Origin of the sequence: Pseudomonas sp. Y5-11, from assembly GCF_022368695.1 — a bacterium.
In the GTDB taxonomy this organism is placed as follows: Bacteria; Pseudomonadota; Gammaproteobacteria; order Pseudomonadales; family Pseudomonadaceae; genus Aquipseudomonas; species Aquipseudomonas parakoreensis.
The window spans coordinates 4117740-4141791 of record NZ_CP058974.1 but is presented as its reverse complement, the minus strand read 5'-3'; the positions used below and the strand labels follow the sequence as shown (position 1 = coordinate 4141791).

At 60.5% G+C, this 24052-nt stretch carries 21 protein-coding genes; 12 read left to right on the top strand and 9 right to left on the bottom strand.

From position 1 onward, the window contains the following. Positions 1-39: 39 nt before the first annotated feature. A complete protein-coding gene (locus HXW87_RS18170; RefSeq protein ID WP_239777187.1) occupies positions 40-4869 on the bottom strand; it encodes a DUF6543 domain-containing protein in 4830 nt (1609 codons plus the stop codon). A gap of 230 nt (positions 4870-5099) precedes the next feature. Between HXW87_RS18170 and HXW87_RS18165 the strand changes: the two genes are divergently transcribed. Then, positions 5100-6140: an Ldh family oxidoreductase gene (locus HXW87_RS18165; protein ID WP_047294225.1), complete on the top strand. Its 1041-nt coding sequence runs from the start codon at positions 5100-5102 to the stop codon at positions 6138-6140. 89 nt (positions 6141-6229) lie between these two features. Here the strand turns inward: HXW87_RS18165 and HXW87_RS18160 are convergent, their stop codons facing one another. After that, positions 6230-6547, bottom strand: coding sequence for a DUF883 family protein (locus tag HXW87_RS18160; protein WP_007961870.1), 318 nt, complete (start codon positions 6545-6547; stop codon positions 6230-6232). A 153-nt stretch (positions 6548-6700) separates the two neighbouring features. On the opposite strand from HXW87_RS18160, the gene HXW87_RS18155 reads away from it, so the two are divergent. Then, positions 6701-6955: a hypothetical protein gene (locus tag HXW87_RS18155; RefSeq protein WP_003224595.1), complete on the top strand. Its 255-nt coding sequence runs from the start codon at positions 6701-6703 to the stop codon at positions 6953-6955. 8 nt (positions 6956-6963) lie between these two features. Here HXW87_RS18155 and HXW87_RS18150 read toward each other — a convergent pair whose 3' ends face one another. Next, positions 6964-7878: a LysR family transcriptional regulator gene (locus HXW87_RS18150; protein WP_239777185.1), complete on the bottom strand. Its 915-nt coding sequence runs from the start codon at positions 7876-7878 to the stop codon at positions 6964-6966. A gap of 84 nt (positions 7879-7962) precedes the next feature. On the opposite strand from HXW87_RS18150, the gene HXW87_RS18145 reads away from it, so the two are divergent. After that, positions 7963-8886 (top strand): carbon-nitrogen hydrolase family protein, encoded by a 924-nt coding sequence (locus tag HXW87_RS18145; protein WP_182401008.1) that lies wholly within the window; start codon positions 7963-7965, stop codon positions 8884-8886. A 142-nt stretch (positions 8887-9028) separates the two neighbouring features. Here HXW87_RS18145 and HXW87_RS18140 read toward each other — a convergent pair whose 3' ends face one another. The 3 genes from HXW87_RS18140 to HXW87_RS18130 form a co-directional block, all read right to left on the bottom strand. Further along, positions 9029-9502, bottom strand: a complete 474-nt coding sequence (locus HXW87_RS18140; protein ID WP_007966053.1) for an LEA type 2 family protein — start codon at positions 9500-9502, stop codon at positions 9029-9031. A gap of 64 nt (positions 9503-9566) precedes the next feature. Beyond that, on the bottom strand, positions 9567-11033 hold the full coding sequence (locus HXW87_RS18135) for a nucleobase:cation symporter-2 family protein (protein ID WP_086791097.1): 1467 nt from the start codon (positions 11031-11033) through the stop codon (positions 9567-9569). 215 nt (positions 11034-11248) lie between these two features. Further along, a complete protein-coding gene (locus HXW87_RS18130) occupies positions 11249-12142 on the bottom strand; it encodes a LysR family transcriptional regulator (RefSeq protein WP_239777183.1) in 894 nt (297 codons plus the stop codon). Positions 12143-12241: 99 nt separating this feature from the next. Between HXW87_RS18130 and HXW87_RS18125 the strand changes: the two genes are divergently transcribed. From HXW87_RS18125 to HXW87_RS18105, 5 genes are all read left to right on the top strand, one after another. Beyond that, positions 12242-13333 carry a polyamine ABC transporter substrate-binding protein gene (locus tag HXW87_RS18125; RefSeq protein ID WP_121187751.1) on the top strand — a complete coding sequence of 364 codons (1092 nt, stop codon included), beginning with the start codon at positions 12242-12244 and terminating at the stop codon, positions 13331-13333. Between the two features lie 16 nt (positions 13334-13349). Further along, a complete protein-coding gene (speB, locus tag HXW87_RS18120; protein ID WP_103368976.1) occupies positions 13350-14309 on the top strand; it encodes an agmatinase in 960 nt (319 codons plus the stop codon). Between the two features lie 121 nt (positions 14310-14430). Further along, positions 14431-15549 carry a cell division protein ZapE gene (gene zapE, locus HXW87_RS18115; protein WP_239777182.1) on the top strand — a complete coding sequence of 373 codons (1119 nt, stop codon included), beginning with the start codon at positions 14431-14433 and terminating at the stop codon, positions 15547-15549. A 17-nt stretch (positions 15550-15566) separates the two neighbouring features. Continuing rightward, positions 15567-16148 carry a DinB family protein gene (locus tag HXW87_RS18110; protein WP_239777180.1) on the top strand — a complete coding sequence of 194 codons (582 nt, stop codon included), beginning with the start codon at positions 15567-15569 and terminating at the stop codon, positions 16146-16148. 153 nt (positions 16149-16301) lie between these two features. After that, entirely contained in the window at positions 16302-16799 is a 498-nt protein-coding gene (locus HXW87_RS18105; RefSeq protein WP_121187753.1) for a GNAT family N-acetyltransferase, read from the top strand. A gap of 84 nt (positions 16800-16883) precedes the next feature. Here HXW87_RS18105 and HXW87_RS18100 read toward each other — a convergent pair whose 3' ends face one another. Both HXW87_RS18100 and HXW87_RS18095 read right to left on the bottom strand, forming a co-directional pair. Further along, positions 16884-17093: a hypothetical protein gene (locus HXW87_RS18100; protein WP_239777170.1), complete on the bottom strand. Its 210-nt coding sequence runs from the start codon at positions 17091-17093 to the stop codon at positions 16884-16886. Between the two features lie 203 nt (positions 17094-17296). Beyond that, positions 17297-19543: a TonB-dependent siderophore receptor gene (locus tag HXW87_RS18095; protein ID WP_239777169.1), complete on the bottom strand. Its 2247-nt coding sequence runs from the start codon at positions 19541-19543 to the stop codon at positions 17297-17299. Between HXW87_RS18095 and HXW87_RS18090 the strand changes: the two genes are divergently transcribed. Together HXW87_RS18090 and gorA are read left to right on the top strand one after the other, a co-directional pair. Continuing rightward, positions 19530-19757: a hypothetical protein gene (locus HXW87_RS18090; RefSeq protein WP_047294243.1), complete on the top strand. Its 228-nt coding sequence runs from the start codon at positions 19530-19532 to the stop codon at positions 19755-19757. The two genes, HXW87_RS18095 and HXW87_RS18090, sit on opposite strands and share 14 nt — an antisense overlap. After that, entirely contained in the window at positions 19741-21099 is a 1359-nt protein-coding gene (gene gorA / locus HXW87_RS18085) for a glutathione-disulfide reductase (RefSeq protein ID WP_239777160.1), read from the top strand. Before HXW87_RS18090 ends, gorA begins: the two co-directional genes overlap by 17 nt. Here the strand turns inward: gorA and HXW87_RS18080 are convergent. Then, the gene (locus HXW87_RS18080) at positions 21096-22112 is read right to left on the bottom strand and encodes a DNA-binding protein (protein ID WP_239777159.1); all 1017 of its coding nucleotides are present in this window, start codon (positions 22110-22112) and stop codon (positions 21096-21098) included. The genes gorA and HXW87_RS18080 overlap by 4 nt on opposite strands. Before the next feature lie 177 nt (positions 22113-22289). Here HXW87_RS18080 and HXW87_RS18075 point away from each other — a divergent pair, with 177 nt between their 5' ends. Then, a complete protein-coding gene (locus HXW87_RS18075; RefSeq protein ID WP_041067146.1) occupies positions 22290-23228 on the top strand; it encodes a site-specific integrase in 939 nt (312 codons plus the stop codon). 136 nt (positions 23229-23364) lie between these two features. After that, complete coding sequence (gene ahpC / locus HXW87_RS18070) at positions 23365-23928, top strand: alkyl hydroperoxide reductase subunit C (protein ID WP_003224621.1); 564 nt, start codon at positions 23365-23367, stop codon at positions 23926-23928. Positions 23929-24052 lie beyond the last annotated feature (124 nt).

The window sequence follows — 24052 nt, the reverse complement described above, 5'->3', positions numbered from 1 at the left end:
AACAATGCGCAGGCCAACCGCCTGCGCATTTTTTTTGCTTCAGTCGAGTCCTGGGTGAGTTTGTGGCACCGGATCAAGCTGACGGCCCATTTCACAGATCAGAAAGGCGATCGAATCGGCATTGCGTAATATGGTGTCGATTCGTGGATGTGGGTTGTTCGGGTTGAGAAAAGCCGTTCGCGCGTCTTCCAGATTCGCGGTACGTGTGATCTTGAGAATTTCCTTGCGTACATGATTCATGCCCTCGAACTTGTCGATATCCAGCCACTCTTGAGCGTCATGATTCCAGCGTGAAAACAGCTCTTCACGGGGCGTGGCCAGTGACAGTGCTTCACGCTGAAATCGTGTCTGTACCTGTTTGCGGGCCGCTCCATAACCGGTCACCGTAGCGATCAAATCAGCAAACGGACGCCGTGCTTCGAGGGAGGCAATGTCTACGGTTTTGTTGAACTGATGGGAAAACTCGTGGATCAGCGTCGCTGCCCGCGCATGCCCTTCGACATTGAAAGGCTCGGTCAGCCCCGTGTTGTACCATTCCAGTTCTTGATTGAAGAACTTTTCGGTGAAATGGACTTTCTTGAGTAGATCGCCCTCCAGTACGAAGGCAATTACACCCGAGTCGGGCTGTCTGTTCGAGCCGACCACAAAGCGTCGGGTATTCAACAGGTCCTCTGTTGGATCGACCAGAGCATCACAGATCGGCACGATGGACTGCTTCAACTTGCGCAGGATCTCGGCATCAATCTGTTGCACGTCAAAAAAAGACTTGAGAAAAGTATCGAGGCGGGTGCCCGGCACATCGTTTCGTAGCTGAACAAGATTGTGCAGGCTGTTGAACGCGTAATGCCGGGCCAGATCAATTGCCTCGATCAACATGTGTGCTTTTTCCGGATGGCGGCCGCGGATTTCTTCCATGCCTTGCGCCTCGATATTCAGCATGTAGCGGGCCTGGCGATGGGTGGTGTAATGGTTGACCATCTTCGACAGGGTCTTGCCGAAATGCACGGTATGGCGATCCGGGTCCAGCACCAGCTGCCGGGAAGCGGTGTGCTGCAACACCGGACCTGGCTGGTCGGCGCCTTTGATCTGCCAGACGGCTCCCGGCCGTTGCACGGGATAGACTTTGCCGGCAATCGGGGCATAGGTCGCTTTGGCTTTCAGGTCCTGATACGTGCCCTCGGCAGCATTGTGGGTCAGATCCTTGAGGGCGATCTTCGAGGTTTCGAATGCCTGCAACGCGGTGCGCTGCGGATCGGTCGGCTTGGTCTGCGCAAGGACGGGGGCGCTCGGCGCGGTTGGCTGCGACGGTTGCGGCAGCATCGGGTCTTGAGATTCCAGACGTGACTCCAGAGCCAGCCGCCCAAGACTGATCATTTGCGCTGCGCTGGCGGTAAAGGTTTCCAGCGCATGTTTCCAGTGGTGATCCTGCAACGCTTCGGCCGAGCCCTTGAAATCCTTGTAGCTTTGCCAGAGAAACTGCGCACAGGCGAGTTTGCCCGGCAGCACGCCCCGGACCAACTGGATGCCGGAACTGAACAGGTGCTTCGCGGTGTCCCAGTCCGTCTGCGCCGACGGCATTGAATGGCCGCTCAGCAAGCGTGGCAACAAGGCCAGGTTGTCGTCGAACAACTGCAGCAACCAGTTACCGTTGACCGGGGTGGAGGCCAGGGTCATCTCGCTCGTCTGGCCGCTGCTCGCGTTGAACAACGCGCTGAAGATCGAACGTTGAGTTTCCGGCAAGCGGCGCAGCAGCAAGTCCTGCAGTGAGCCCGGCGTATTCAGCGCGGCGATCACTGCCGCCTCATCCTCGAATTCACTGAATGCGTTTTCACCGTGGTAGGGCGCATACAACACCTGGGGGCCGGGTCTTCCCGCAGGTCCGATCAAGTACAGCGCCAGTGCCTTGACCGCTGATGCTCCGGCAGTCTTGACCAGCGCCAGCGGCCGGGCAATGGCGTTGGCCCCTTGCACGGTCGCGCGGGCCACGGCGTCGGGCATGTCGAACACCTGAGAAATCAAGCCGAAGGCCTTCGACGACAAGCGTTGTTGCAGTTGTAACTGATGGGCATGCTGCAGCAATTGCCAAGGCAGCTGGCGGAGGAAACGCTGTTTGCGTTGTTCAGCGGCGACATCACTGGCGGACAACGCTGAGGTGATTTTATCGGCAAACGTTGTTGCAACGTTCAGGGACAACAGCAAGCTTCTGACCGCCTGCTGGTCAAGTGCCGTCGGCAGCGCGCGCTCGGTGCCCGAGCTGAGGGTGAAGGCCGTGTTCTGTGCGAGATGCGCATGGTTCAGGGCGAAATCGGTCAGGCTCATCGCCGGCCCGATCAGCGCCAGTGCCGGAGTGACGATGATCTGTTCGGGGTCAAGATCCTGCCTCTGCAAGCGGCTTTTCAACAACGTTTGAAGCGTCTGCCGGATATAGTCACGCACGGTAGGCAGCGCGTGAAGATAATCCTGATCGTCAATGACGCTGTGGCGCCACTGTTCCAGCAGTTCCAGATGCAACTGCTGCGCTTCAAGCGTGGCCATGCCCAGCCAGGCAGGCAACGAATGCTGTTTGCCGATCGCCCGCGCCAGAGCGGTGGCGCGCTGCAGGTTGGTCTCCACGACGTGCTCACTCAACGTCCTGAGGATTTGAGTTTCCCGCGGCTTTGGCCATTGACGGCCCCGTACCTGTTCACAGCGCTGAAGAAACTGTTCGATCGCCGAGTCGGCCCGATCCTGCAGGACACTGCGGCTGATCAATTGCCACTGTCCCAGCGTGTAGTGTTGATGGAACCCTTGGTGCCGGGGAAAGAGGTTTTCCAGCAGCATCAGGCGCTTTTGCGGATCCACCAGTCGCTGGTCCAGCACCTGCCTGGCATGCTCGATCGAGCGGAAGACCTCCAGGCCCAGGGCTGGTGTCCACAGTATCGCGCGTCCCGAGTGCTGCGTATCGCGGCCACCGCGTTCCGTGAGCAGGACGCAGTTGGCCAGCGGCAGCATTTCGCTCTGCCCGGCGACCTGCAACGTCAATGACCAGGCATCCGGCTGAAAACCGTTGAGTGCCTTGCGGCGGCCGCGATCCGGTTTATCCGGATTGAACACGGTGTCGACCAGCGCTTGCTCATGGCGGCTCAGCGTGCCATTCAGGATGCTTAACCGTGCTTCGCCTGTGATGCCGACAGAAAGGGCGTGCGCCAGCTTCGCGGCGATTCCTTGCAGGTAGGTGCGCTGCAGCGCCGTGACGGTCAGCGGCTGGGCGGCAAAGTCTGCGGCGAGGCTGGGCATGATGCTGCCGAACTTGCGCACTTCGGCCGCGGCGGTATCCGCCAGCACCCTTGAAGGTAACTGGTTGCCAGCGAGCATCGGCCGGGTGCTCCAGCGCCCGTGGGCATCCAGGGTCTCAAGCCGCTCGTGGAGCATCGAACGGATGTCCAGGGCCTTGTCGAACAGTGCGCGAATATCTACGGCGCCGTCGCTGTGCCGATACCACTGCAAGGCGTAGTCGATGTTCTGTCGCTGCTTGGTGATGATCAACTCGAGCAGCACGCTGAAAACATCTCCGGCAATCGATTGGCCGGAAACCTGCGGCTTGTCGAAACCGAGAAAGCGTTGCCGCTCGTCGAGATTCAACAGACCGTAGAGTTCGTCTTCGTGCCCGGGGCTGGCAAATTTGCCGAGCAGCATGGCTTTGAGATCTTCGTAATCCCTCAGTACCTGCAAGCCGTGGGTCGGGGTATACAGGCAGCTGTCGGAATGGCTGATCATCAACGCGCCGGCCAGCTCCACGAAGTTTGCCTGATGCTCCCACAAACGTACGGTTTCCAGCGTCGCGCGGCGTGCCGGACCGTCACTGAAACCCAACGAGGTCAGCAGGCTGTCGAAGGTGTGCTGCTCGATAATGCCAGCCTCGCGTTTGAGCAAAAAGTCTGCCAGCGCCTGCTGTCGAATGATCTGCGCCAATACGCTGCGCCGCGAGACTCCGTCAGCGCTGGGCGCATTCCAGTAACGCTCCATTTGTTGATACAGCCACACCAACAGTTTGCCCGACGCCGTGGTAATGGCTGTTTCCCAGTGATGCTGATCACTGGCCTGGACTGTCCGGTCCGGGTGCGAAAACTCATGGGTCTGGCCAACCGGCCATCCGGCGTGGCGGTAGTGCAAAAGCAGCGCATCGCCAAGTGACAGCGCTTCAAACCCGCCCAGTGAAGGACGGTCGCTCGATGCCGGGCCGTTTGCTGTGCCGGTTGCGTACAGGTTCACGCGTGTGCGGGTCTGGTCGACGCCAGGCATCGTCGGCGTCAGGAGTGCGTCGAGTATGCTTTGGAGCAGGCTTTCCAGTTCGGGCAGTTGCATCAATTCATCGTGCATTGCCTGAGCGTTGAGGCGCAGGCAGTGATCGATGGCAGCGCGTTGATCTTCGAAGATATCGCCCTCGACAAGCTGATAGGTCACGCTGACAGCACGTCGTTCGACCAGCCGTTTGCGTTGTGACAGGGCGAGCAACGCCAGCAGCCGATCATCTTCGTTGACACGGTTCAGGCGCTCCTCCAGGTGTGCGGTCAGGCTGGCGAGGCTGGCATGTTTTTTCAGCCCGTCGAAGGGGGTGTACAACATGACGCCGCGATCATCGGGGGTGGCACTGAGTATGAAGCTGCCGGCCAGAGGCACCGCAGGCGTATCGTCGGTGTTGAGCAGGATTCGATGGGCAAGCATGGGCGGGGTTTGCTGACTGCGCAGTGCGTGGGTGGCCAGTTGCACGTGGCTCAGCCACTGGAAGTCAGCGGTGGACAAGTGATGGACATTGCCCAGATCGCGCCATAAACCGGGGGAATTGAGAAACGGCAGGAACAGCAGGGGAGGAGTGGGGGCAGGCATCATCGGGTCTCGTTCAGGGCACCGTCCGGTGCACCGGTAAATTGAGACAAGAGACTAAAGACCGGGCAGATAGCGCGGGTGGTACATAGTTACCGCACCAGCGGCAGCGCCATGTGTTTGCTGCGACACGCCTTCACCGCAACGGTTGACAGCACCCATGTCTGACGTGGTTAATCGGTGGGCTGGATATTCGTACGCTGTTGTTCCCTCCAATAATTAGTCTGGAGCTTCAGATGTCTGCGCCACACGAACCCCTGTCTTCCCTCGCTGCGTCCACACTCTCGCTTGAAGCGTTGACGCAATTGCTTGAAAAGGTTTTTCTGCGCCATGGTACGTCGGCGTCCGTCGCCCGCACCCTGGCTGCCAACTGCGCCGGTGCCGAACGTGACGGCGCGCACAGTCATGGCGTGTTCCGTATCCCCGGGTATGTTTCGACGCTCAACAGTGGCTGGGTCAATGGTCAGGCGGTGCCGCTGGTGGAGGACGTGGCCTCCGGTTTTGTGCGAGTCGATGCCGGCAATGGTTTCGCCCAGCCGGCGCTGGCGGCGGCCCGGTCGCTGCTGGTGGAGAAAGCGCGCAACGCCGGGATCGCCGTATTGGCGATTCGCAATTCCCATCACTTTGCGGCGCTCTGGCCGGACGTCGAGCCGTTCGCCGAGGAAGGCCTGGTGGCGCTCAGCGTGGTCAACAGCATGACCTGCGTGGTGCCCCATGGCGCCGACAGACCGCTGTTCGGCACCAACCCGATTGCCTTTGCCGCGCCCCGCGCCGGCGGAGCACCGATCGTGTTCGATCTGGCGACCAGTGCCATAGCTCACGGCGACGTGCAGATTGCCGCACGCAAGGGCGAACGGCTGCCCGCCGGAATGGGTGTGGACGGTCTGGGTCAGGCGACGCAGGATCCGAAGGCCATTCTTGAGGGCGGCGCACTGTTGCCGTTTGGCGGCCACAAAGGTTCGGCGCTGTCGATGATGGTCGAGCTGCTGGCGGCGGCGTTGACCGGCGGGAACTTTTCTTTCGAATTCGACTGGTCGAACCATCCCGGGGCCAAAACACCGTGGACCGGGCAGTTGCTGATCGTCATCGACCCGAGCAAGGCTGCCGGGCAACCGTTTGCCGAGCGCAGCGAAGAGCTGGTGCGGCAGATGCACGGCGTGGGGTTGAAACGTTTGCCGGGCGATCGTCGGCATTTGCAGCGCGCGCGATCAATGGCCGAAGGGATCGTGCTGGATGAGCAGACGCTGGCGCAGTTGCGAGCGCTGGCGGGGGAATAATGGTCAGATAACTGATGTGGCGAGGGAGCAAGCTCCCTCGCCACAGATTTATTGTCAGGCCTTGAACAATGCGCTCTGACAAACGTCGCTTAGCGACGACCGAGCAACAAGCCCACCACCAGGCCAAAACCGGCGGAAATCGCCACGGTCTGCCACGGATGGCCGCCAATGTAGCTCTCGGTGGCCTCGACCGCCGGTTTGGTGCGCTCACGCACGCTGGACACCGAGTCCAGCGCCTGTTGCAGCTTCAGGGCGATTTGTCCGCGCAGGGTCTCGGCTTCCTCGCCCACCAGTGAGGCGCTGCTCTTGAGCAGTTTGTCGGACTCTTCGATCAAAGCCTGAAGTTCGCTGAACGCCTGATCCTTGATTTGGTCTTCGACGGCTTGCACGCGGGATTTGCGGGCCATTGGGTGACTCCTTGCAGATGGATGAACAGTGATCAATGGAGTGTGGCGCGGACTGAAAAGTTGCACTGATTTTAGGTGCGAAAGAAAAACCTGCGCGGGAGATTTTCGCCGAGCGTGTAAGATGTCGCCATTTTACGCAGCAGGTATTTCCCCATGAGTTTCAATCTGGCCGACAAATCCCTCGCCGAGCGCGCTGCGCTGGAAGACGAGAAATCCCGTCTGTTCGAACTCTGGCAGAACAATCTGGGCAAAGCCAAAGGCGAAGCCGCGCGGTTGTTCGGCGAACGCTCCAAGCGCAAGGGCAAATGGGCCGAGTGGGTGCGCGCCGAGCTTGATGGCATGTCCCCGCCGGAATTCGCCAACATGGTGCGCAGTGAGGTCAATCGACTGATGGCGGCCAACAAGTAACACAGCCGTCAGTCTGCGTTGAAACACGCAACAATCGCCTCACGTACCTTGATCACCACCGGGTCGATCTGCGTGCTGGTGCGCCAGCCCAGTTCGATCGGGTAACGCGGCAGCGCCAGTGGGCAGGGCAGCAGCATCAGTCCGCTGAGCTGGGCAATGGCCTGGGCGGCATGGGTCGGGATGGTTGCCACGGCGTCGCTGCCCTTGAGCAGATGCGGCAGCGCGGCAAAGTGGGTGGTGGAGGCGCAGACCCGCCTGCTCAGCCCCAGCGCCGCCAGACCTTCATCGGTGATGCCGATAAAGCCGCCCGAGGACACCAGAATGTGCTCACGGGCGACGAACTCCGGCAAATCGATGCCCTGTTGGCCGGGCGCCAGACTGCCCGGATCGACCAGACAGGCATAATCCCCTTCACCCAATACCAGACGACTGAGCAGGCGCTCGGCAAATCCGCCGGCGGTGATCGCCAGGTCGATGCTGCGCTCCATCAGGGCGCGAGCGACGATCTGGCTGTGGGTCTGGCGGAAGATCAGCCGCAGCTTGGGTGCACAGCGGGCGATTTCTTCGATCAGGCGCCGGCCATAGGCTATTTCGAAGTCATCGGACAGGCCCACCGTCACCGAACGGCCGTCATAGTGATGGGCCGCCGGGTCGACCATCGCCAGGCTTTGCCGGCATTTGTTCAGCGCCTCGCTGACCACCGGCTTCAGTTGATTGGCCTTGAGCGTCGGTGCCAGACCGCGTCCGGTGCGCACGAACAATTGATCACCATACACGTCACGCAACCGGCGCAACGCCGCGCTGACCGCCGATTGGGTCACGCCCAGACGCAGCGCCGCACGGCTGGCGCTGGACTCCTCATGCAGGGCTTCGAAGACTTTCAGCAGGTTGAGATCGACGGATGCGATATTCATTTGGCTCATATCATTCAGCAGTGAATCGGTCTTTATTCATGATCCCGCGCCGCCGCAGAATCGGCAACACTTGAACCTGATGGAGTGACTGCAATGCCCAAATCAATCGTCGCCGCCCTGCAGATTGGCGCCTTGCCCGGTGGCAAGGGTGAAACCCTGGAACAGATCCTCAGCTGGGAAGACGCGATCAGCGAGTCCGGCGCGGCGTTGGTGGTGATGCCGGAAGCGTTGCTCGGTGGCTATCCGAAAGGCGAGGGCTTTGGCACTCAGTTGGGCTATCGCCTGCCCGAGGGGCGCGAGGCCTTCGCACGCTATTTCGCGAACGCCATTGACGTGCCGGGGCCCGAGACCGAGGCACTGGCCGGCCTGTCTGCGCGCACCGGGGCCAATCTGGTGATCGGCGTGATCGAGCGTGCCGGCAGCACGCTGTATTGCACGGCGCTGTATTTCGACCCGCAGGCGGGGCTGGTGGCCAAGCATCGCAAGCTGATGCCGACCGGCACCGAACGGCTGATCTGGGGCAAGGGCGACGGCTCGACGCTGCCGGTACTCGACACTCAGGTCGGCAGGCTCGGTGCGGTGGTGTGCTGGGAAAACATGATGCCGCTGCTGCGCACGGCGATGTACGCCAAAGGCATTGAAGTCTGGTGCGCGCCGACCGTGGACGAGCGCGAGATGTGGCAGGTCAGCATGCGTCACATCGCCCATGAGGGCCGTTGCTTTGTGGTGAGTGCCTGTCAGGTGCAGGCTTCGCCGAACGCGCTGGGCGTGGAGATTGCCAACTGGCCGGCGGATCGACCGTTGATTGCCGGCGGCAGCGTGATTGTCGGGCCGATGGGCGATGTGCTGGCCGGGCCGTTGCGCGGGGAGGCGGGGTTGCTCACCGCTGAGATCGATACCGATGAACTGGTACGGGCACGCTACGACTATGACGTGGTCGGCCACTATGCGCGGCCGGATGTGTTCGAGTTGTCGGTTGATGAACGCGCCAAACCCGGCGTGCGGTTCACCGCATAACGTCGGGCTGATTGAAAAAAACTGTGGGAGCTGGCTTGCCAGCGATGGCGGACTGTCAGCAACGACGATGTTGGCTGACGCGACCCTATCGCTGGCAAGCCAGCTCCCACAGGTATTTATAAGCGGTCGCAAAATTGTGTATTTACCACGTCGCAGCAGTGGCCTTTGGCAAACTCAGCTTGCCGCTGTCGACAAAACGCATGGTGCCGAACACCCCGCCCGCGAGTTTGCCGCGCAAGACGTAGGGCAGGTTATCGAGGGTTTGGGTCTGGCTCAGACCGAGGGTCTGGCGCAGTACCGAGAACGCGGAAACGCTGACCGGCACGCTGACCACGGTTTCCGAGAAGCGCGGGATCGAGCCGACCTGATCGCTGACGCCCGAGGCCAGTGGACGGCCATTGACCTCCAGATCCAGTGCGATGCCGTTGTAATCGATGGCCGTCTCATTAGGGTTCTGCACCCGCAGCTTGATCGCGAAACGCACTTCCAGATCCTGACTTGGCAACGGTTCGAGGCCGACCACGTTGATGTTTACCGGATCGCGGTTGGGAAACAGCGCGCAGGCGCTCAGGGACAACAGCAGCAGGGACAGGATGACGGCGTGGACGCGGCGCATAAACAGTCTCTCAACGAAAAGGGCTGAACCGTTGCCGGTTCAGCCCTTTTTTCATGGCGTCGCGTCAGCGGTTCAACTGTGCGACCGCCGCTGCGCTGGCAGGTTCAGCTTTGGCCGGCAGATCGGGGTTTTCCATGACCTGCAGAATCGACGCTTCCGGATCGAAATCGTCTTCTTCCAGTTCAATGAATTCTTCCGGCAGGAAGATATTCAGCACGATAGCGCACAACGCACCAACGGTGATCGGCGATTCGAAGATGTTACGCAGCGCTTGCGGCAACTCGCGCAGCACTTCCGGTACGGCGGCGATGCCCAGGCCCATGCCCACGGAGATCGCCACGATCAACATGTTGCGCCGATGCAGGCCAGCCTCGGCGAGGATCTTGATCCCGGCCACGGCCACGGTGCCGAACATCACCAGTTCGGCGCCGCCGAGCACCGGTTTGGGCATCAGTTGCAGCACCGCGCCGATCATCGGGAACAGCCCCAGCAGCACCAACAGGCCGGCGATGAAGAACGCCACGTAGCGGCTGGCGACGCCGGTCAACTGGATCACGCCGTTGTTCTGCGCGAACGTGACCATCGGCATGCTGTTGAATACTGCGGCCATCGCCGAATTGAGGCCATCGGCGAGCAGACCGGACTTGATCCGGCGAATGTACAGCGGGCCCTTGACCGGTTGCCGTGAAATCATCGAGTTGGCGGTCAGGTCGCCAGCGGCTTCCAGGGGCGAAACCAGGAAAATCACCGCCACCGGCACGAACGCCACCCAGTCGAAATTGAAGCCGTACTTGAACGGCACCGGCACGCTGACCAGCGGCACTTCGGGCATTGAAGCGAAATCCACGGTGCCCATCAGCCATGCGACCACGTAGCCGAGGGTCAGGCCGATGACGATGGCGCCCAGGCGCAGAAACGGCACGTCAACGCGGTTCAACACAACGATGGTGCCGATCACCAAAGCGGCCAGGAATACATGGCTGGCTGCGCCCAGATCAGGCGCGCCGAAACCGCCGGCAATGTCGGTCATCGCCACTTTGATCAGCGACAGACCCATCAAGGTGATGATGGTGCCGGTGACCACCGGCGTGATCAGCATCCGCAGTTTGCCGATGAACTGGCTCAGCACCACTTCGATGAACGCGGCGAAAAAGCACACGCCGAAAATGGTCGAGAGAATTTCATCGGTGCCGCCGCCCCGGGCCTTGACCATGAAGCCGGCGCTGAGAATCACGCTGATAAAGGAAAAACTGGTGCCTTGCAGGCACAGCAGACCGGAACCGACCGGGCCGAAACGCTTGGCTTGAACGAACGTGCCCAGGCCCGAAACGAACAGCGCCATGCTGATCAGGTACGGAATTTCACTTTGCAGACCGAGGGCGCCGCCCATGATCAGGGTCGGGGTGATGATGCCGACGAAGCTGGCCAGTACGTGTTGCAGTGCGGCGAACACCGTGGCGGTGAGGTGCGGACGGTCGTTGAGGCCGTAGATCAGATCGTTGTTGCGCGGGACTTTTTCAGAGGCGGTCATGGTGTTTTGCGCGCCGTGAGGCGGGGCCGGGTCAGAAAATGGAGGCGCAGGATGCCGGAAGAGGGCGGCGAGGGCAACGAGCAAAAATTGCCTGAAAGGTCAGGTTTTATTGGGTTTGAGGAGGATTTTCCCTTAAATCAAAAGATCGCAGCCTTCGGCAGCTCCTACAGGAATGCAAAATGTAGGAGCCGCCGAAGGCTGCGATCTTTTGATCTTCAAACAAAGGCTGCGAGCAAATCCTCCTCAAACGCCTTCTGCGCATCCCCCGGTACCTGCGCGCGGTGTCGTGCCAGATGAAACGCCACTTCGAAACTCAGTTCCCCCGGCCGCAGCGCGCGCAGCAGTCCCTTGTCCTCCCAGACCCGCGCGTAGTGATCGGGCAAATAATCGATGTGCTTGCCGGAAAGAATGAACGCGAGGGTACCTTCGACCTGCTCCGAACGCGCGGAACAGCGCTGGTCCGCAATCGGCTCGCCACGGCGCATGAACCGATACGGATGATCGACCCGGTCGCACGCCTGCAACGCCGCGTCATCCGGCGCATCGACGCTGAACAGCGGATGTCCCTGTGCGCAGTACAGATGCTGGGTTTCCCGGAACAGTTCGCGGTAATCGAAAGCGTTCTGCACCTGTGAGAAATAACCGATGGCCAGGTCCAGCCGCTGTTGCAGCAGCAGGCGCTCCATCTCCCCGGGCATCGCGCTGATCAACTCGATGCGCACCGACTCGTCACGCTCACGAAAGCGCCGGATCGCATCCGCCACCCGCAGCAGCACCGACTGATCGACTGCTTCGGAAAGGCCCAGCCGCACCTCACCGATCAACCGTCCGGCGACGCCGTTGGATTGATGGCGGAAGGTCTCGATGGATGCAAACAGCGTGCGAATGGCGATCAGCAATTGCTCGCCCTTGGGCGTCACGCTGAAACCACCCTTGCCCCGGCTGCACAGGCGATAACCGAGGCGGGTTTCCAGCTTGGCCATTTGCTGACTGATGCTCGACTGGCTGAGGCCCAGCTCACCTTGCGCCGCGCTGAAGCCGCCACATTCCACGACCCGCACAAACAGGCGCAGCAACTGCAGGTCGACGTCATGAAGCTGACCGAGCATCACATTACTCCCGGATAAAGTCAGGTTAACAAACTTGATATTTCTGCAATGTATCCGACGGCGCATCCTGCCACCACTTCCTCCGGTCAGGTGTTCGTCATGGCTCCCGTATTCAAGCTGTGTTTTCCCGCGCTGTTGTTGTCTGTGGTCATCCCGGCACAGGCCGAGGATAAAACCCTCAATCTCTACAGTTGGGCCGATTACGTGCCGGCGCAGACGCTGCAGCGTTTCGAGCAGGAGACCGGCATTCATGTGCGCTACGACACCTTCGATACGTCCGAGGTGTTGGAAACCAAACTGCTGACCGGTGGCAGCGGTTATGACGTGGTGGTGCCATCGTCCAGCGTGCTGGCCCGTGGCTTGGCGGCGGGAGCGCTGAAGGAAATTCCCCATGAGGGCCTCAAGGGTTACGCCAACCTTGATCCCGATCTGTTGGAAAAACTCGCCGCCGTTGATCCCGGTAATCGCTACGCCGTGCCTTATACCTGGGGCACGTTGGGGCTGGGGCTGAATGTCGAGGCGGTGAAAAAGCGTTTGCCGGATGTGCCACTCAACAGCCTCGACCTGCTGTTCAAACCCGAGTACGCCAGCAAGCTCAAGGACTGCGGGATTGCCGTGCTCGACTCGCCGCAGGAAGTCATTGGCCTGGCGTTGCACTACTTGGGTAAAGATCCCTACAGCACCGACAAGAATGATCTGGCCGCCGCCGAAACCTTGTTACAGAAACTCCAGCCTTCGGTGCTGTATGTCGCCACCGGCCGGCAGATCAACGACCTGGCCAATGGCAGCGTCTGTCTGGCCCTGACCTACAACGGCGACGTGAGCATGGCTGCCGATCAGGCGCACAAGGCCAGCAAACCGTACGAGGTCGCTTACCGGATTCCGCGCGAAGGTACGTTGATCTGGCAGGACAACCTGGCCATTCCCAAGGATGCGCCGAACCCGCAGGCGGCGCGGGCGTTTATCGAATTCATGCTGCGCCCCGAGTCCGTCGCCGAGCTGACCAACACGCTGTTTTTTGCCACCGCCAATCAGGCTGCAACGCCGCTGGTGGACGAGGCGGTGCGCAATGATCCGGACATCTATCCACCCGCCGAAGTGCGCGATCGGTTGTACGCCGACCGCAGCATGAGCCTCAAGGACATGCGTCAGCGCACGCGTCTGTGGACCACTTTCCGTAGCCATCAATAATCAAAGGAGCACACCGATGGACGTGCCGATGCTCAACGACCAGGCCATGACCCGTGACAGCCTGTACGGGACTGCCGCCGAAAGCACTTACGCCGGGATCACCAGTTTCATGCGTCGCCGCTACAGCCGTGATTTGCGCGGCGTCGACGTGGCGGTCAGCGGGGTTCCGTTCGACACCGCTACCAGCAACCGCCCGGGCGCGCGTTTCGGGCCACGGGGGATTCGCGCCGCGTCCACCGGGATCGCCTGGGAACGCCACTGGCCATGGGCGTTCGATCCGTTCGATCATCTGGCGGTGATCGACTACGGCGATTGCGACTTCGATTACGGCTCGCCGCACACCATTCCGGAAAGCATCGAGGCTCACGCCGAACGCATTCTTGATGCCGGCAGCGCCATGCTGACGTTTGGCGGCGACCACTTCATCACCTATCCGCTGCTCAAGGCCCATGCGCGCAAACACGGCGCGCTGTCGCTGATCCACTTCGATGCGCACAGCGACACCTGGCCGGACGAGGGCGGCAAACGGGTCGATCACGGCACGATGTTCTGGCATGCGGCCAGGGAAGGGCTGGTCGATCCGGCGCGCTCGGTGCAGATCGGGTTACGCACCACCAATGACGATCATCAAGGCTTTGCCGTGCTTGATGCACGTCAGGTACATCGGCGTGGCTGCGAGGCGATTGTCGAGGCAATTCGCGCACGGGTTGGCGATCACCCGGTGTACCTGACGTTCGATATCGACTGCCTCGATCCGGCCTTCGCTCCGGGTACCGGCACTCCAGTGTGTGGCGGGTTGAGCACGGTGCAGGCGCTGGAGATCCTCGGTGGCTTGCGCGGGATCAATCTGGTGGGCATGGACGTGGTGGAAGTGGCACCGGCCTATGATCATGCGGACGTAACGTCACTGGCAGCGGCAACCCTGGCCATGGAAATGCTCTGCCTCTACGCTGCCCGACACAAAGTCGACCTCTGACACCCCACAACCCCTGTGTAGGAGCTGCCGAAGGCTGCGATCTTTTGATCTTTAAAACAAAATAAAAAGATCGCAGCCTCGTTGCACTCGACAGCTCCTGCAGGGATATATACTGCCGCGCATGACTTTCGACTCTCCTCTAAGCGCCTGGCAACACGCGATCAAGCACAAGGGCTTCATCCAGGATGAAGCCCAGGAACATGCGGTCTGGGCGCTGCAAAAATGCCATGAAGCCTTGCATGCCGGTGCCCGTTCGGTCGCCGGCGTGTATTTGTGGGGCCCGGTCGGGCGCGGCAAGACCTGGTTGATGGATCAGTTCTATCAGAGCCTGCGGGTGCCGGCCCGACGGCAGCACTTTCATCATTTCATGGGCTGGGTGCACCAGCGCTCGTTCCAGTTGACCGGGATCGCCGATCCGCTGCGAGCGCTGGCCAAGGAGCTGGCGGCGCAAGTGCGGGTGCTGTGTTTCGATGAGCTGTTCGTCAACGACATCGGCGACGCGATCATCCTTGGTCGGCTGTTTCAGGTGATGTTCGACGAAGGCGTGGTGGTGGTCTGCACCTCCAACTTGCCGCCGGATGAGCTGTATGCCGACGGCTTCAACCGCGACCGGTTTGTCCCGGCGATTGCCGCGATCAAGGCGCACATGCAGGTGGTGGCGGTGAATGGCGCCGAGGATCATCGCCTGCATCCGGGTGCGGGTCTGCAGCGGTATTTTGTCGTTGCGCAGGGGCAGGACAGCGCGCTGCAGCAGGTCTTCCAGTCGCTCAACGCCGGGCAGCCCGCCAGCAACGATCCAGTGTCCGTCGGCCATCGCCTGTTGAACGTGGTGCAGGCCAGCGAATCGGTGCTCTGGTGCCGCTACGCTGATCTCTGCGAGCAACCATTTGCCGCGATGGACTTCATCGCGCTGTGCGACCGCTATCGGTCTATTCTGTTGAGCGACGTGCCGAACCTCAGCGCGCAGAAGCGCGAAGGGCGTATCGCTCGCGGTACCGAGGATGGCTCGGCGCAGGTGGTGGCCGGCGACCGCGAACTGCCGCAACTGTCGGTGCACGACGACGGCGTGCGTCGCTTCATCGCCTTGGTCGACGAGTGTTACGACCGTAAAGTCCCGCTGTACATTGAGGCGCAGGTGCCGATGGACGCGCTGTACACCGAGGGTTATCTGGAATTTCCGTTCCGGCGCACCCTCAGCCGATTGCAGGAGATGCAGTTGCAGCGTTTTGCCGAATCCTGAGCGCAGAGGGCGCGAACATGAGCCAACCGCTGTCGCATCATTTATTGACCATGGCCTACCAGAACGCGTGGGCCAATCATCGCTTGGGCAACGCCTGGGCCCAACTCGACGCTGAGGCTCTGGCAGCGCCACGGGTGAGTTTTTTTCCGAGCATCCGCCTCACGCTCAATCACATCCTGACGTGCGACTGGTTCTACGTCGACGCGCTGGAGCGCGAGTTGCGCGGTGACGAGCCGCATCCCGACTGCTATGTGTTTTTCGAACGTGACGAGCCGTTTACCGAGGCCTCTGCGCTGCGTGAAGAGCAGGCGCACGTGGACCGTCGGTTGATCGCTTATTGTGAGCAACTGCGCGATGCCGATCTGGGGCGGATCGTCACCATCGCCCGGGAAACGCCGCAGCACGACAGTCGCCTGCGCATGCTTTCGCACCTGTTCGAGCATCAGATCCATCATCGTGGGCAAGTGCATGCGATGCTCAGCGCGACCTCGGTGAATCCGCCGCAACTGGATGAGTTTTTCTGCGCTGGCGAGAGCGACTTGCGTGCTCAGGATTTTGCCGAACTGGGTTGGACCGAGGAGCTGATCTGGGGGCGCTGACGCTGGAAAATCAAAAGATCGCAGCCTGCGGCAGCTCCTGCAGGCGTTTGCTATCAGCGTTCCTCGGGTTGTGGCCCACGGCAGCCTCGCGTTAAGGTCGAGCAGCCTTTCAGGTGCGCACCTTGCACGCCGGGGCTTTGATCGGGGATGGAAATGGATTCCGCAGAAATACTTGTGCTGCAAGCCAGCTACACCAATCCGCTGCACGCCGAAGCTATCGGCATTGTGCTCAATCACTACGCAGAAGATCCGATGGGCGGCGGTCAGCCGATTGCCCCCGAGCTGCTGCGTCGCCTGCCTGAAGAACTGGCCCGCCGGCCCCACGCGTTCAGCGTGCTGGCGTTTGTCGGTGGTGAGCCGGCAGGGCTGGTGAACTGCTTTGAAGGGTTCTCGACGTTTGCCTGCAAACCGCTGGTCAATGTTCATGACGTGGCGGTGATTTCGAAATTTCGCGGCCTCGGGCTGAGCCAGAAAATGCTGCGCAAGGTGGAGGAGATTTCCCGTCAGCGCGGCTGCTGCAAGATCACCCTGGAAGTGCTCGAAGGCAATGCGGTGGCGCAGAACGCCTATCAAAAGTTCGGCTTCGCCCCTGGCATGTTCGACCCGGAACATGGCCGCATGCTGTTCTGGATCAAGGATCTGCAGGCATAAAAAAAGGCGCCCCACACAGGGCGCCCAACTGTCGTCTCCGAGGCCAGAGCGGAGCCATCGGAGGTCCGTCGGTTGCTCGTTGAATCAGTTGCGATAAGACTCGGTGACTTGTGCGGTCTGATCGTCCGGAACCTGCAGTTCCGCTGCTTTGCTGTCGGTCGGTTGTTCGCTTGGCGCGGGGTGGACCGGGAAGTTGTCGTAGTAATGTCGCATGCGTTCGGCGCCGCCCTCGGCAAAGGCGCTGGCGGAACCGAGGGCGAGTAGCCCGGCAAAAATGGCGGTGGTGGTTTTCATGGTGCCTCCTACTGAAAAACGTGGGAGCCGTTCGTCCATGAAGCAGATCTCGGGGCACAGTGTCCCGGCGCGGCATTAACTCGGGGTTAACAGCGGTGGTGAGGGATTGGGTGACGCATTGCGCGTCACCTCGAGCGTGGGGCCGCTTCGCGACCCATCGTGGATGAATCCCCTCCCCACAGGGTTTGGTTTGATTGGATGGGTCAGAGCTTCCAGTCCAGGCTCAGCGTCACCGTGCGTGGGTCGCCCCAGTACACGCCGTTGTAGAAACCGACGTTGTCGTAATACTTCTTGTCGAACAGGTTATCGACGTTCAGCGATGCCGACAGGTGCTTGTCGAATTCATAACGTGACATCAGCTTGACCACGCTGTAGGCCTGCTGATTGATCCGCGCCGGTTCGGTGATGATCCGGCCGTTGGCGCCGCGCCCGACCGGGCGGTTGGCCGCGCCATAGACGTCGCTCTGCCAGTTCACCGCGCCACCGACAGTCAGTGCGTGCCAGTTGCCCGGCAAGCGATAGGCCGTGGACAGCCGCAGCATGTTCAGCGGTTGAGCGGTGTTGCTGCGCTGTTTTTCACCGTCGACGGAATGGGTGTAGGTGTAGCCGGCGGTCATGTTCCAGCCATTGAGGATTTCGCCGGACACTTCGGCCTCGAAGCCATTGACCTTGTTGCCCTTGCCGCCGGACTTGAAAAACTCCTCGCCACTCACCGGGTCTGGGGGCACCGAGTTGTCGCGCTCGGCGACGTTGTCCTGTTTGCTCCAGAACACTGCCGTCGCCAGGTTCAGGCGTTCGTCGAGCAGGCTGCCCTTGAGCCCGACTTCGTAGTTGCTGCCAACCACGGGGTCGAGGTAATTGCGGTTGCTGTCGCGTTTACTCTGCGGTTTGAAAATATCGGTGTAGCTCACGTAAGCCGTGTACTCCGGCGTCAGGTCATAAAGCAGGCCGGCGTAGGGCGTCCAGATATCGTTCTGACGCTGATGGGTGGCATCGGTGCTGGTCAGTTTTTGCTGCGCGTCATAGTAGTAATCGGTGCTGGATTCGTCCCAGCTGCCATAGCGGCTGCCGATGACGGCATGCAGCTCATCGGTCAGGCTCAGGCGGGTCGCGAGGTAACCGGCCTTTTGCCGAGTGATGCCGCGCGCGCCCGGCAGGCCGGTAACCGTGTCGGCGAATTTGCCGATGTCACCCATGTATTTCCAGCCGCGGATCTTGCCGTAGTCGGCGGCTTGGGGGCTGTTGAACGCGTAGGGCGAAGTCGAGCGGTTTTCCGCCTCGCCGTAGCCGAACATCATCTCGTGTTCGCGGCCGAACAATTGGTACGGCCCCGACAGGTTGAAGTCGTACACGCTCATTTTCTGCGTGCCAAGCATGTGCCCCATGTAGGCCGTCATGCCGCTGCGGTCGGCCTCGGGGAATCCGCTGCCGCCGTAATAGACCTTGCCGTCGGTATCACTTTCGCGGTGGGTGTAGGCGGCCTTCAACTTCCAGCCATCACCCAATTGCTGGTCCAGGGTGACGAATGCGGTCTTGTCCTTCAGCGGCCAGGAACTCCAGGAGGTCGCCATGTTCGTTGACCGGCCAAGACCCGCCTTGCTGCCGTCGGCGTTCCAGTACGGCACGGTGCCCCAGGAGGTGCCTTGTACCTGCTTGTCCTGATAGTCGTAACCGACGGCTAGCACCGTGGAATCGGTCAGATCAGCTTCGAGAATGCCGTAGCCGACCTCGCGTTGCAGCGCGTATTTGTCACGGAACGACTGGCTGTCACGATAGGCCAGCACCGTGCGCCCGCGCAGCCGGCCGTCGAAAGCCAGCGGCCCACCAACGTCGACATAGCTGTAATAGTTGTCATAGCTGCCACCGCTGACCCCGGCCAGTGCCTGCCACTGGGCAGTCGGGCGTTTGCGCACCATGTTGATGGTGGCGGAGGGATCACCGGCGCCGGTGGTGAGGCCGGTCGCGCCGCGGACCACTTCGATGCGGTCGTAGATGATGGTGTCCGAATCCGACTTCATGCGCCCGAAGGTGTTGAGCATGCCGTCGATCTGGAAATTGTTGATCGGGTAACCCCGCGCCGAATAGCTGACTCGGTCCGAGTCGTTGTGTTGCACGACGATACCGGTGGTCTGTCGCATGGCTTCGGACAATGTACCGAGCTTGAAATCATCCATCTGCTGGCGCGTGACCACGGACACCGATTGCGGGGTTTCCTTGATCGACAGGTTCAGCCGCGTTGCGGTGCTCATCGCGCCGGTGGTGTAGGAATGAGTGTTTTCGGTATTGAGGCCGAGGCCTTCAGCGCTGACGCTGGTGGCGTCCAGTTCCAGCGCCTGGGCGGCGGATTGTGGCGCTGTTTCAGGGTCGGTTTCAGCCAGCAGATCGGGACTCAACGCCATGCTGAACAAGCCGACAGTCAAGGTCATGGAACGGGTAATGGGCGCGAACATCGCAGCCGACTCCTTGTCTTCGAGGGAAAAAATCCGTTGGTTCAAAGACGAGGTGCAGCCCGACGATTTAGTATCAAACAAGAAATATTATTATTTGGAGAAGTTTCCCGACTTCGCCGAGGCGGGCGAAAAGCTGCGCACGGCGCTTGCCCAATGGACGGTGGCGGGTATGCTGTTGGCCTGCCGAGGAGATAGCAATGGCCTACGATTTTGACCTTTATGTGATTGGTGCCGGTTCCGGCGGTGTACGTGCAGCGCGCTTCGCGGCCGGTTTCGGCGCGAAAGTGGCGGTGGCCGAGAGTCGTTATCTGGGCGGTACCTGCGTCAACGTCGGCTGCGTGCCGAAGAAACTGCTGGTGTACGGCGCGCATTTCGCCGAAGACTTCGAGCAGTCGTCCGGTTTCGGCTGGAGTCTGGGTGAAGCCAATTTCGACTGGGCGACCCTGATCGCCAACAAGGACCGCGAAATCAATCGCCTCAACGGCATTTATCGCAACCTGCTGGTCAACAGTGGCGTGACCCTGCACGAAGCCCACGCGAAGATCGTCGGCCCGCATGAGGTCGAGGTCAACGGTGAGCGCTTCACCGCGAAAAACATCCTGATCGCTACGGGTGGCTGGCCGCAGATTCCGGAGATTCCGGGGCACGAACACGCGATCAGCTCCAATCAGGCGTTCTTCCTCAAAGAACTGCCGAAACGTGTATTGGTGGTCGGTGGTGGTTACATCGCGGTCGAGTTTGCCGGGATTTTCCATGGCCTGGGCGCCAACACCACGCTGTTGTATCGCGGCGATCTGTTCCTGCGTGGTTTCGATGGCTCGGTGCGCAAGCATTTGCAGGAAGAGCTGACCAAGCGCGGTATGGATCTGCAGTTCAACGCCGACATCGCGCGCATCGACAAACAGCCAGACGGCAGCCTCAAGGCGACCCTCAAGGATGGCCGCGTACTGGAAGCCGACTGCGTGTTCTACGCCACGGGTCGCCGTCCGATGCTGGACAATCTGGGTCTGGAAAACACCGATGTGCAGCTCACCGAAAAGGGCTTCATCAAGGTCGACGAGCAATACCAGACCAGCGAACCGTCGATTCTGGCGTTGGGTGATGTCATCGGCCGGGTGCAACTGACGCCGGTGGCACTGGCCGAAGGCATGGCGGTGGCGCGGCGCTTGTTCAAGCCGGAGCAATACCGCCCGGTGGATTACAAGATGATCCCGACGGCGGTGTTCAGCCTGCCGAACATCGGCACTGTCGGTTTGACCGAAGAAGAGGCGCGGGAAGCGGGCCACGAAGTGGTGATTTTCGAGAGCCGCTTCCGCCCGATGAAGCTGACGCTGACCGAATGTCAGGAGAAAACCCTGATGAAACTGGTGGTCGACGGCAAGACCGACAAAGTGCTCGGCTGCCATATGGTCGGCCCGGACGCGGGTGAGATCGTGCAAGGTCTGGCAATTGCTCTGAAGGCTGGCGCGACCAAGCGTGACTTCGACGACACAATCGGGGTGCACCCGACGGCCGCCGAAGAGTTCGTCACCATGCGTACGCCGGTCGGCGCTTAAGCATCCTTCGCTTTGCCTGTGTCTGGCGCTGCTGCAACGGTAGCCGCCAGGCGCAAGCTGTCTTCCAGACTCGCTTGAGTCTTGGTCAATTCCTTCTCCAGTGACTGATTGAGCTGCCGCTGTTCGTCGGCATCCTGTTTCAGCGTCTGACTCTCCAGCAGGGCCACGCGCAGGCGTTCCTGGAGTAGGGTGCGTTCGTTGTCGACGCGAGTGGCTTGCTCCAGCAACTGATCCTGACGCTGGTTGCTGTGCTTGAGCTGATCCTGCATCAGGCTCAGTTCGCGCTGGGTACCACGGTTTTCCGTGAGCAGACGTTCGTTGTCGCGATGCAGCTGGGTGATCTCGTCCTGACGCACCAGCGCACTTTGTTGCGCCTGGCGTAACTCCATCTGCAATTGCTGAAGCTGGCCTTCGTGACGGGCCTGCTCCTGCTCGCGCTGCTCCTTAGTGGCGTTGCGATAGTGCTCCAGAGCATCGCGGGCGTGCAGATGTTTTTCTTCCAGCGAGCGGATCTGCTCGTCCTTGTCCTGCAGGCGCAATTCGAAGTCGGCCAGTGCCTGATTGAGTCCGGCGTTGCGGGTTTGCTCGGTCTGCAGCATCGAGCGGGTTTCTTTCAGCGCCTCGGATTCCTTGGCCAGCGCCGCGCCCTGAATGTCGTGCTGTTGCTCCAGTTGTTCGAGTGCCTGGCGTACTTGCTTGAGTTCCGCTTCCAGCGTTTCACGCTGCTCTTCGAACTGCTCGCGCGCTTGTTCAATGGGCTCTTGTGCTTGTTCTTTCAGGCGCTGGGCGAGGCGCGAGACCAGCGCCGTCAGCTCATCGTTGATCGGTTCTGCGGACGCTTCGACCGGTTGGCTGCCGTCATCGAGCTCTTTCAGATAGCGATGGATCGTGGTTTTCGAGCCGGTGTTGCCCAGCTCAATGCGTACCGCATCGATGCTGGGGTGTTCGCCTCGGGCCAGAATCGCTGCGCGCGCGATCTGAACCACTGCTTTATTTACGCCGCCACGGGCCATGTGAACTCCTACCGTTTCGTACTGTGGTACATGCCACTAAAGTGCGCAGTGTACCACGCTGAAAATAAAGTTAAATGTTTGATTAATAACAGACGGGATATACTGGTATTACCCAATGTCAGGTGATTAAATTGCTTTTTTGCGCCCTGAATCAGTACGCCAGCGAGAACACTGTCCATGAGCGAGATTGATCGCTATCTGCAAGCTGCCACCCGTGACAACACCCGCCGTAGCTATCGTTCGGCGATTGAACACTTTGAAGTGAAGTGGGGCGGGTTCCTGCCGGCGACGGCCGATAGCGTTGCGCGTTATCTGGTCGAGCATGCCGGCGTGCTGTCGATCAATACGCTGAAGCTGCGTTTGTCGGCGCTGGCGCAGTGGCACAACAGTCAGGGTTTTGCCGACCCAACCAAGGCGCCAGTGGTGCGCAAGGTCTTCAAAGGCATTCGCGCACTGCATCCGGCGCAGGAAAAACAGGCCGAGCCGCTGCAATTGCACGATCTGCAGCAAGTGGTCGACTGGCTTGAACAGGAAGTCCGCAGTGCGCGGCAGCAGCAAGATCGCCCGCAGTTGCTCAAGGCCTGTCGCGACCGGGCGCTGATCCTGCTGGGCTTCTGGCGCGGCTTTCGCAGTGATGAGCTGTGCCGTTTGCAGATTGAGCATGTGCAGGCGCACGCCGGTAGCGGCATCACCTTGTATCTGCCACGCAGCAAGGGCGACCGCGAGAACCTCGGGCAGACGTATCAGGCGCCGGCGCTGCTCAAGCTGTGCCCGGTGCAGGCTTATATCGACTGGATCACCGAGGCGGCGCTGGTACGCGGTCCGGTATTTCGCGGCATCGACCGCTGGGGACATCTGAGCGAGGAGGGCTTGCACGCCAACAGTGTCATTCCATTACTGCGTCAGGCGCTGGAGCGCGCCGGCATCCCGGCCGAGCGCTACACCAGCCATTCCCTGCGTCGCGGCTTTGCCACTTGGGCGCATCAAAGTGGCTGGGATTTGAAATCCTTGATGAGCTATGTCGGCTGGAAGGATATGAAGTCAGCCATGCGCTATGTTGAAGCGAGCCCCTTTCACGGGATGGCTCGGATTACGGATAAGCCGGCTTCGTCGTAGATATGGTTTTCTTCTATTAATACAGTCAGCTAATAGCGAAAACAAATCAGCAGCATCAGGTTTGCCAATGAGCCATCCGTCAAGTGAGTGGGTAGGATTCACCCATCGAATTCACAACCCTGACGGAGAGTCATCAATGCCTATCATCAACAGCCAAGTAAAACCGTTCAAAGCTACCGCGTTCAAAAACGGCGACTTCGTACAAGTCTCGGACGCTGACCTGAAAGGCAAATGGTCCGTAGTGTTCTTCTACCCAGCCGACTTCACTTTCGTTTGCCCAACCGAGCTGGAAGACCTGGCCGACAACTACGCTGCGTTCCAGAAACTGGGCGTGGAAATCTACAGCGTTTCGACCGACACCCACTTTGCTCACGCTGCCTGGCACAACACTTCGCCAGCCATCGGCAAAATCGAATACACCATGATCGGCGACCCGACCCACGTCATCTCCCGCAACTTCGACGTGCTGATCGAAGAAGCTGGTCTGGCTGACCGTGGCACCTTCGTGATCAACCCTGAAGGCCAGATCAAAATCGTTGAGCTGAACGATGGCGGCGTTGGCCGTGACGCTTCCGAGCTGCTGCGCAAGATCAAGGCTGCTCAGTACGTTGCTGCTCACCCAGGCGAAGTTTGCCCAGCCAAGTGGAAAGAAGGCGAGGCCACTCTGGCTCCGTCCCTGGACCTGGTCGGCAAGATCTGAGTCTGTGAGACACGCAACACAGGGCGGTACTCCGCACCTACTTCAGTAAGCTGCACCGCCCATTGAAAAAGCCCGGGCGAGATTCGCTCGGGCTTTTTTTCGCCTTGAATAAAGACACAGGAGA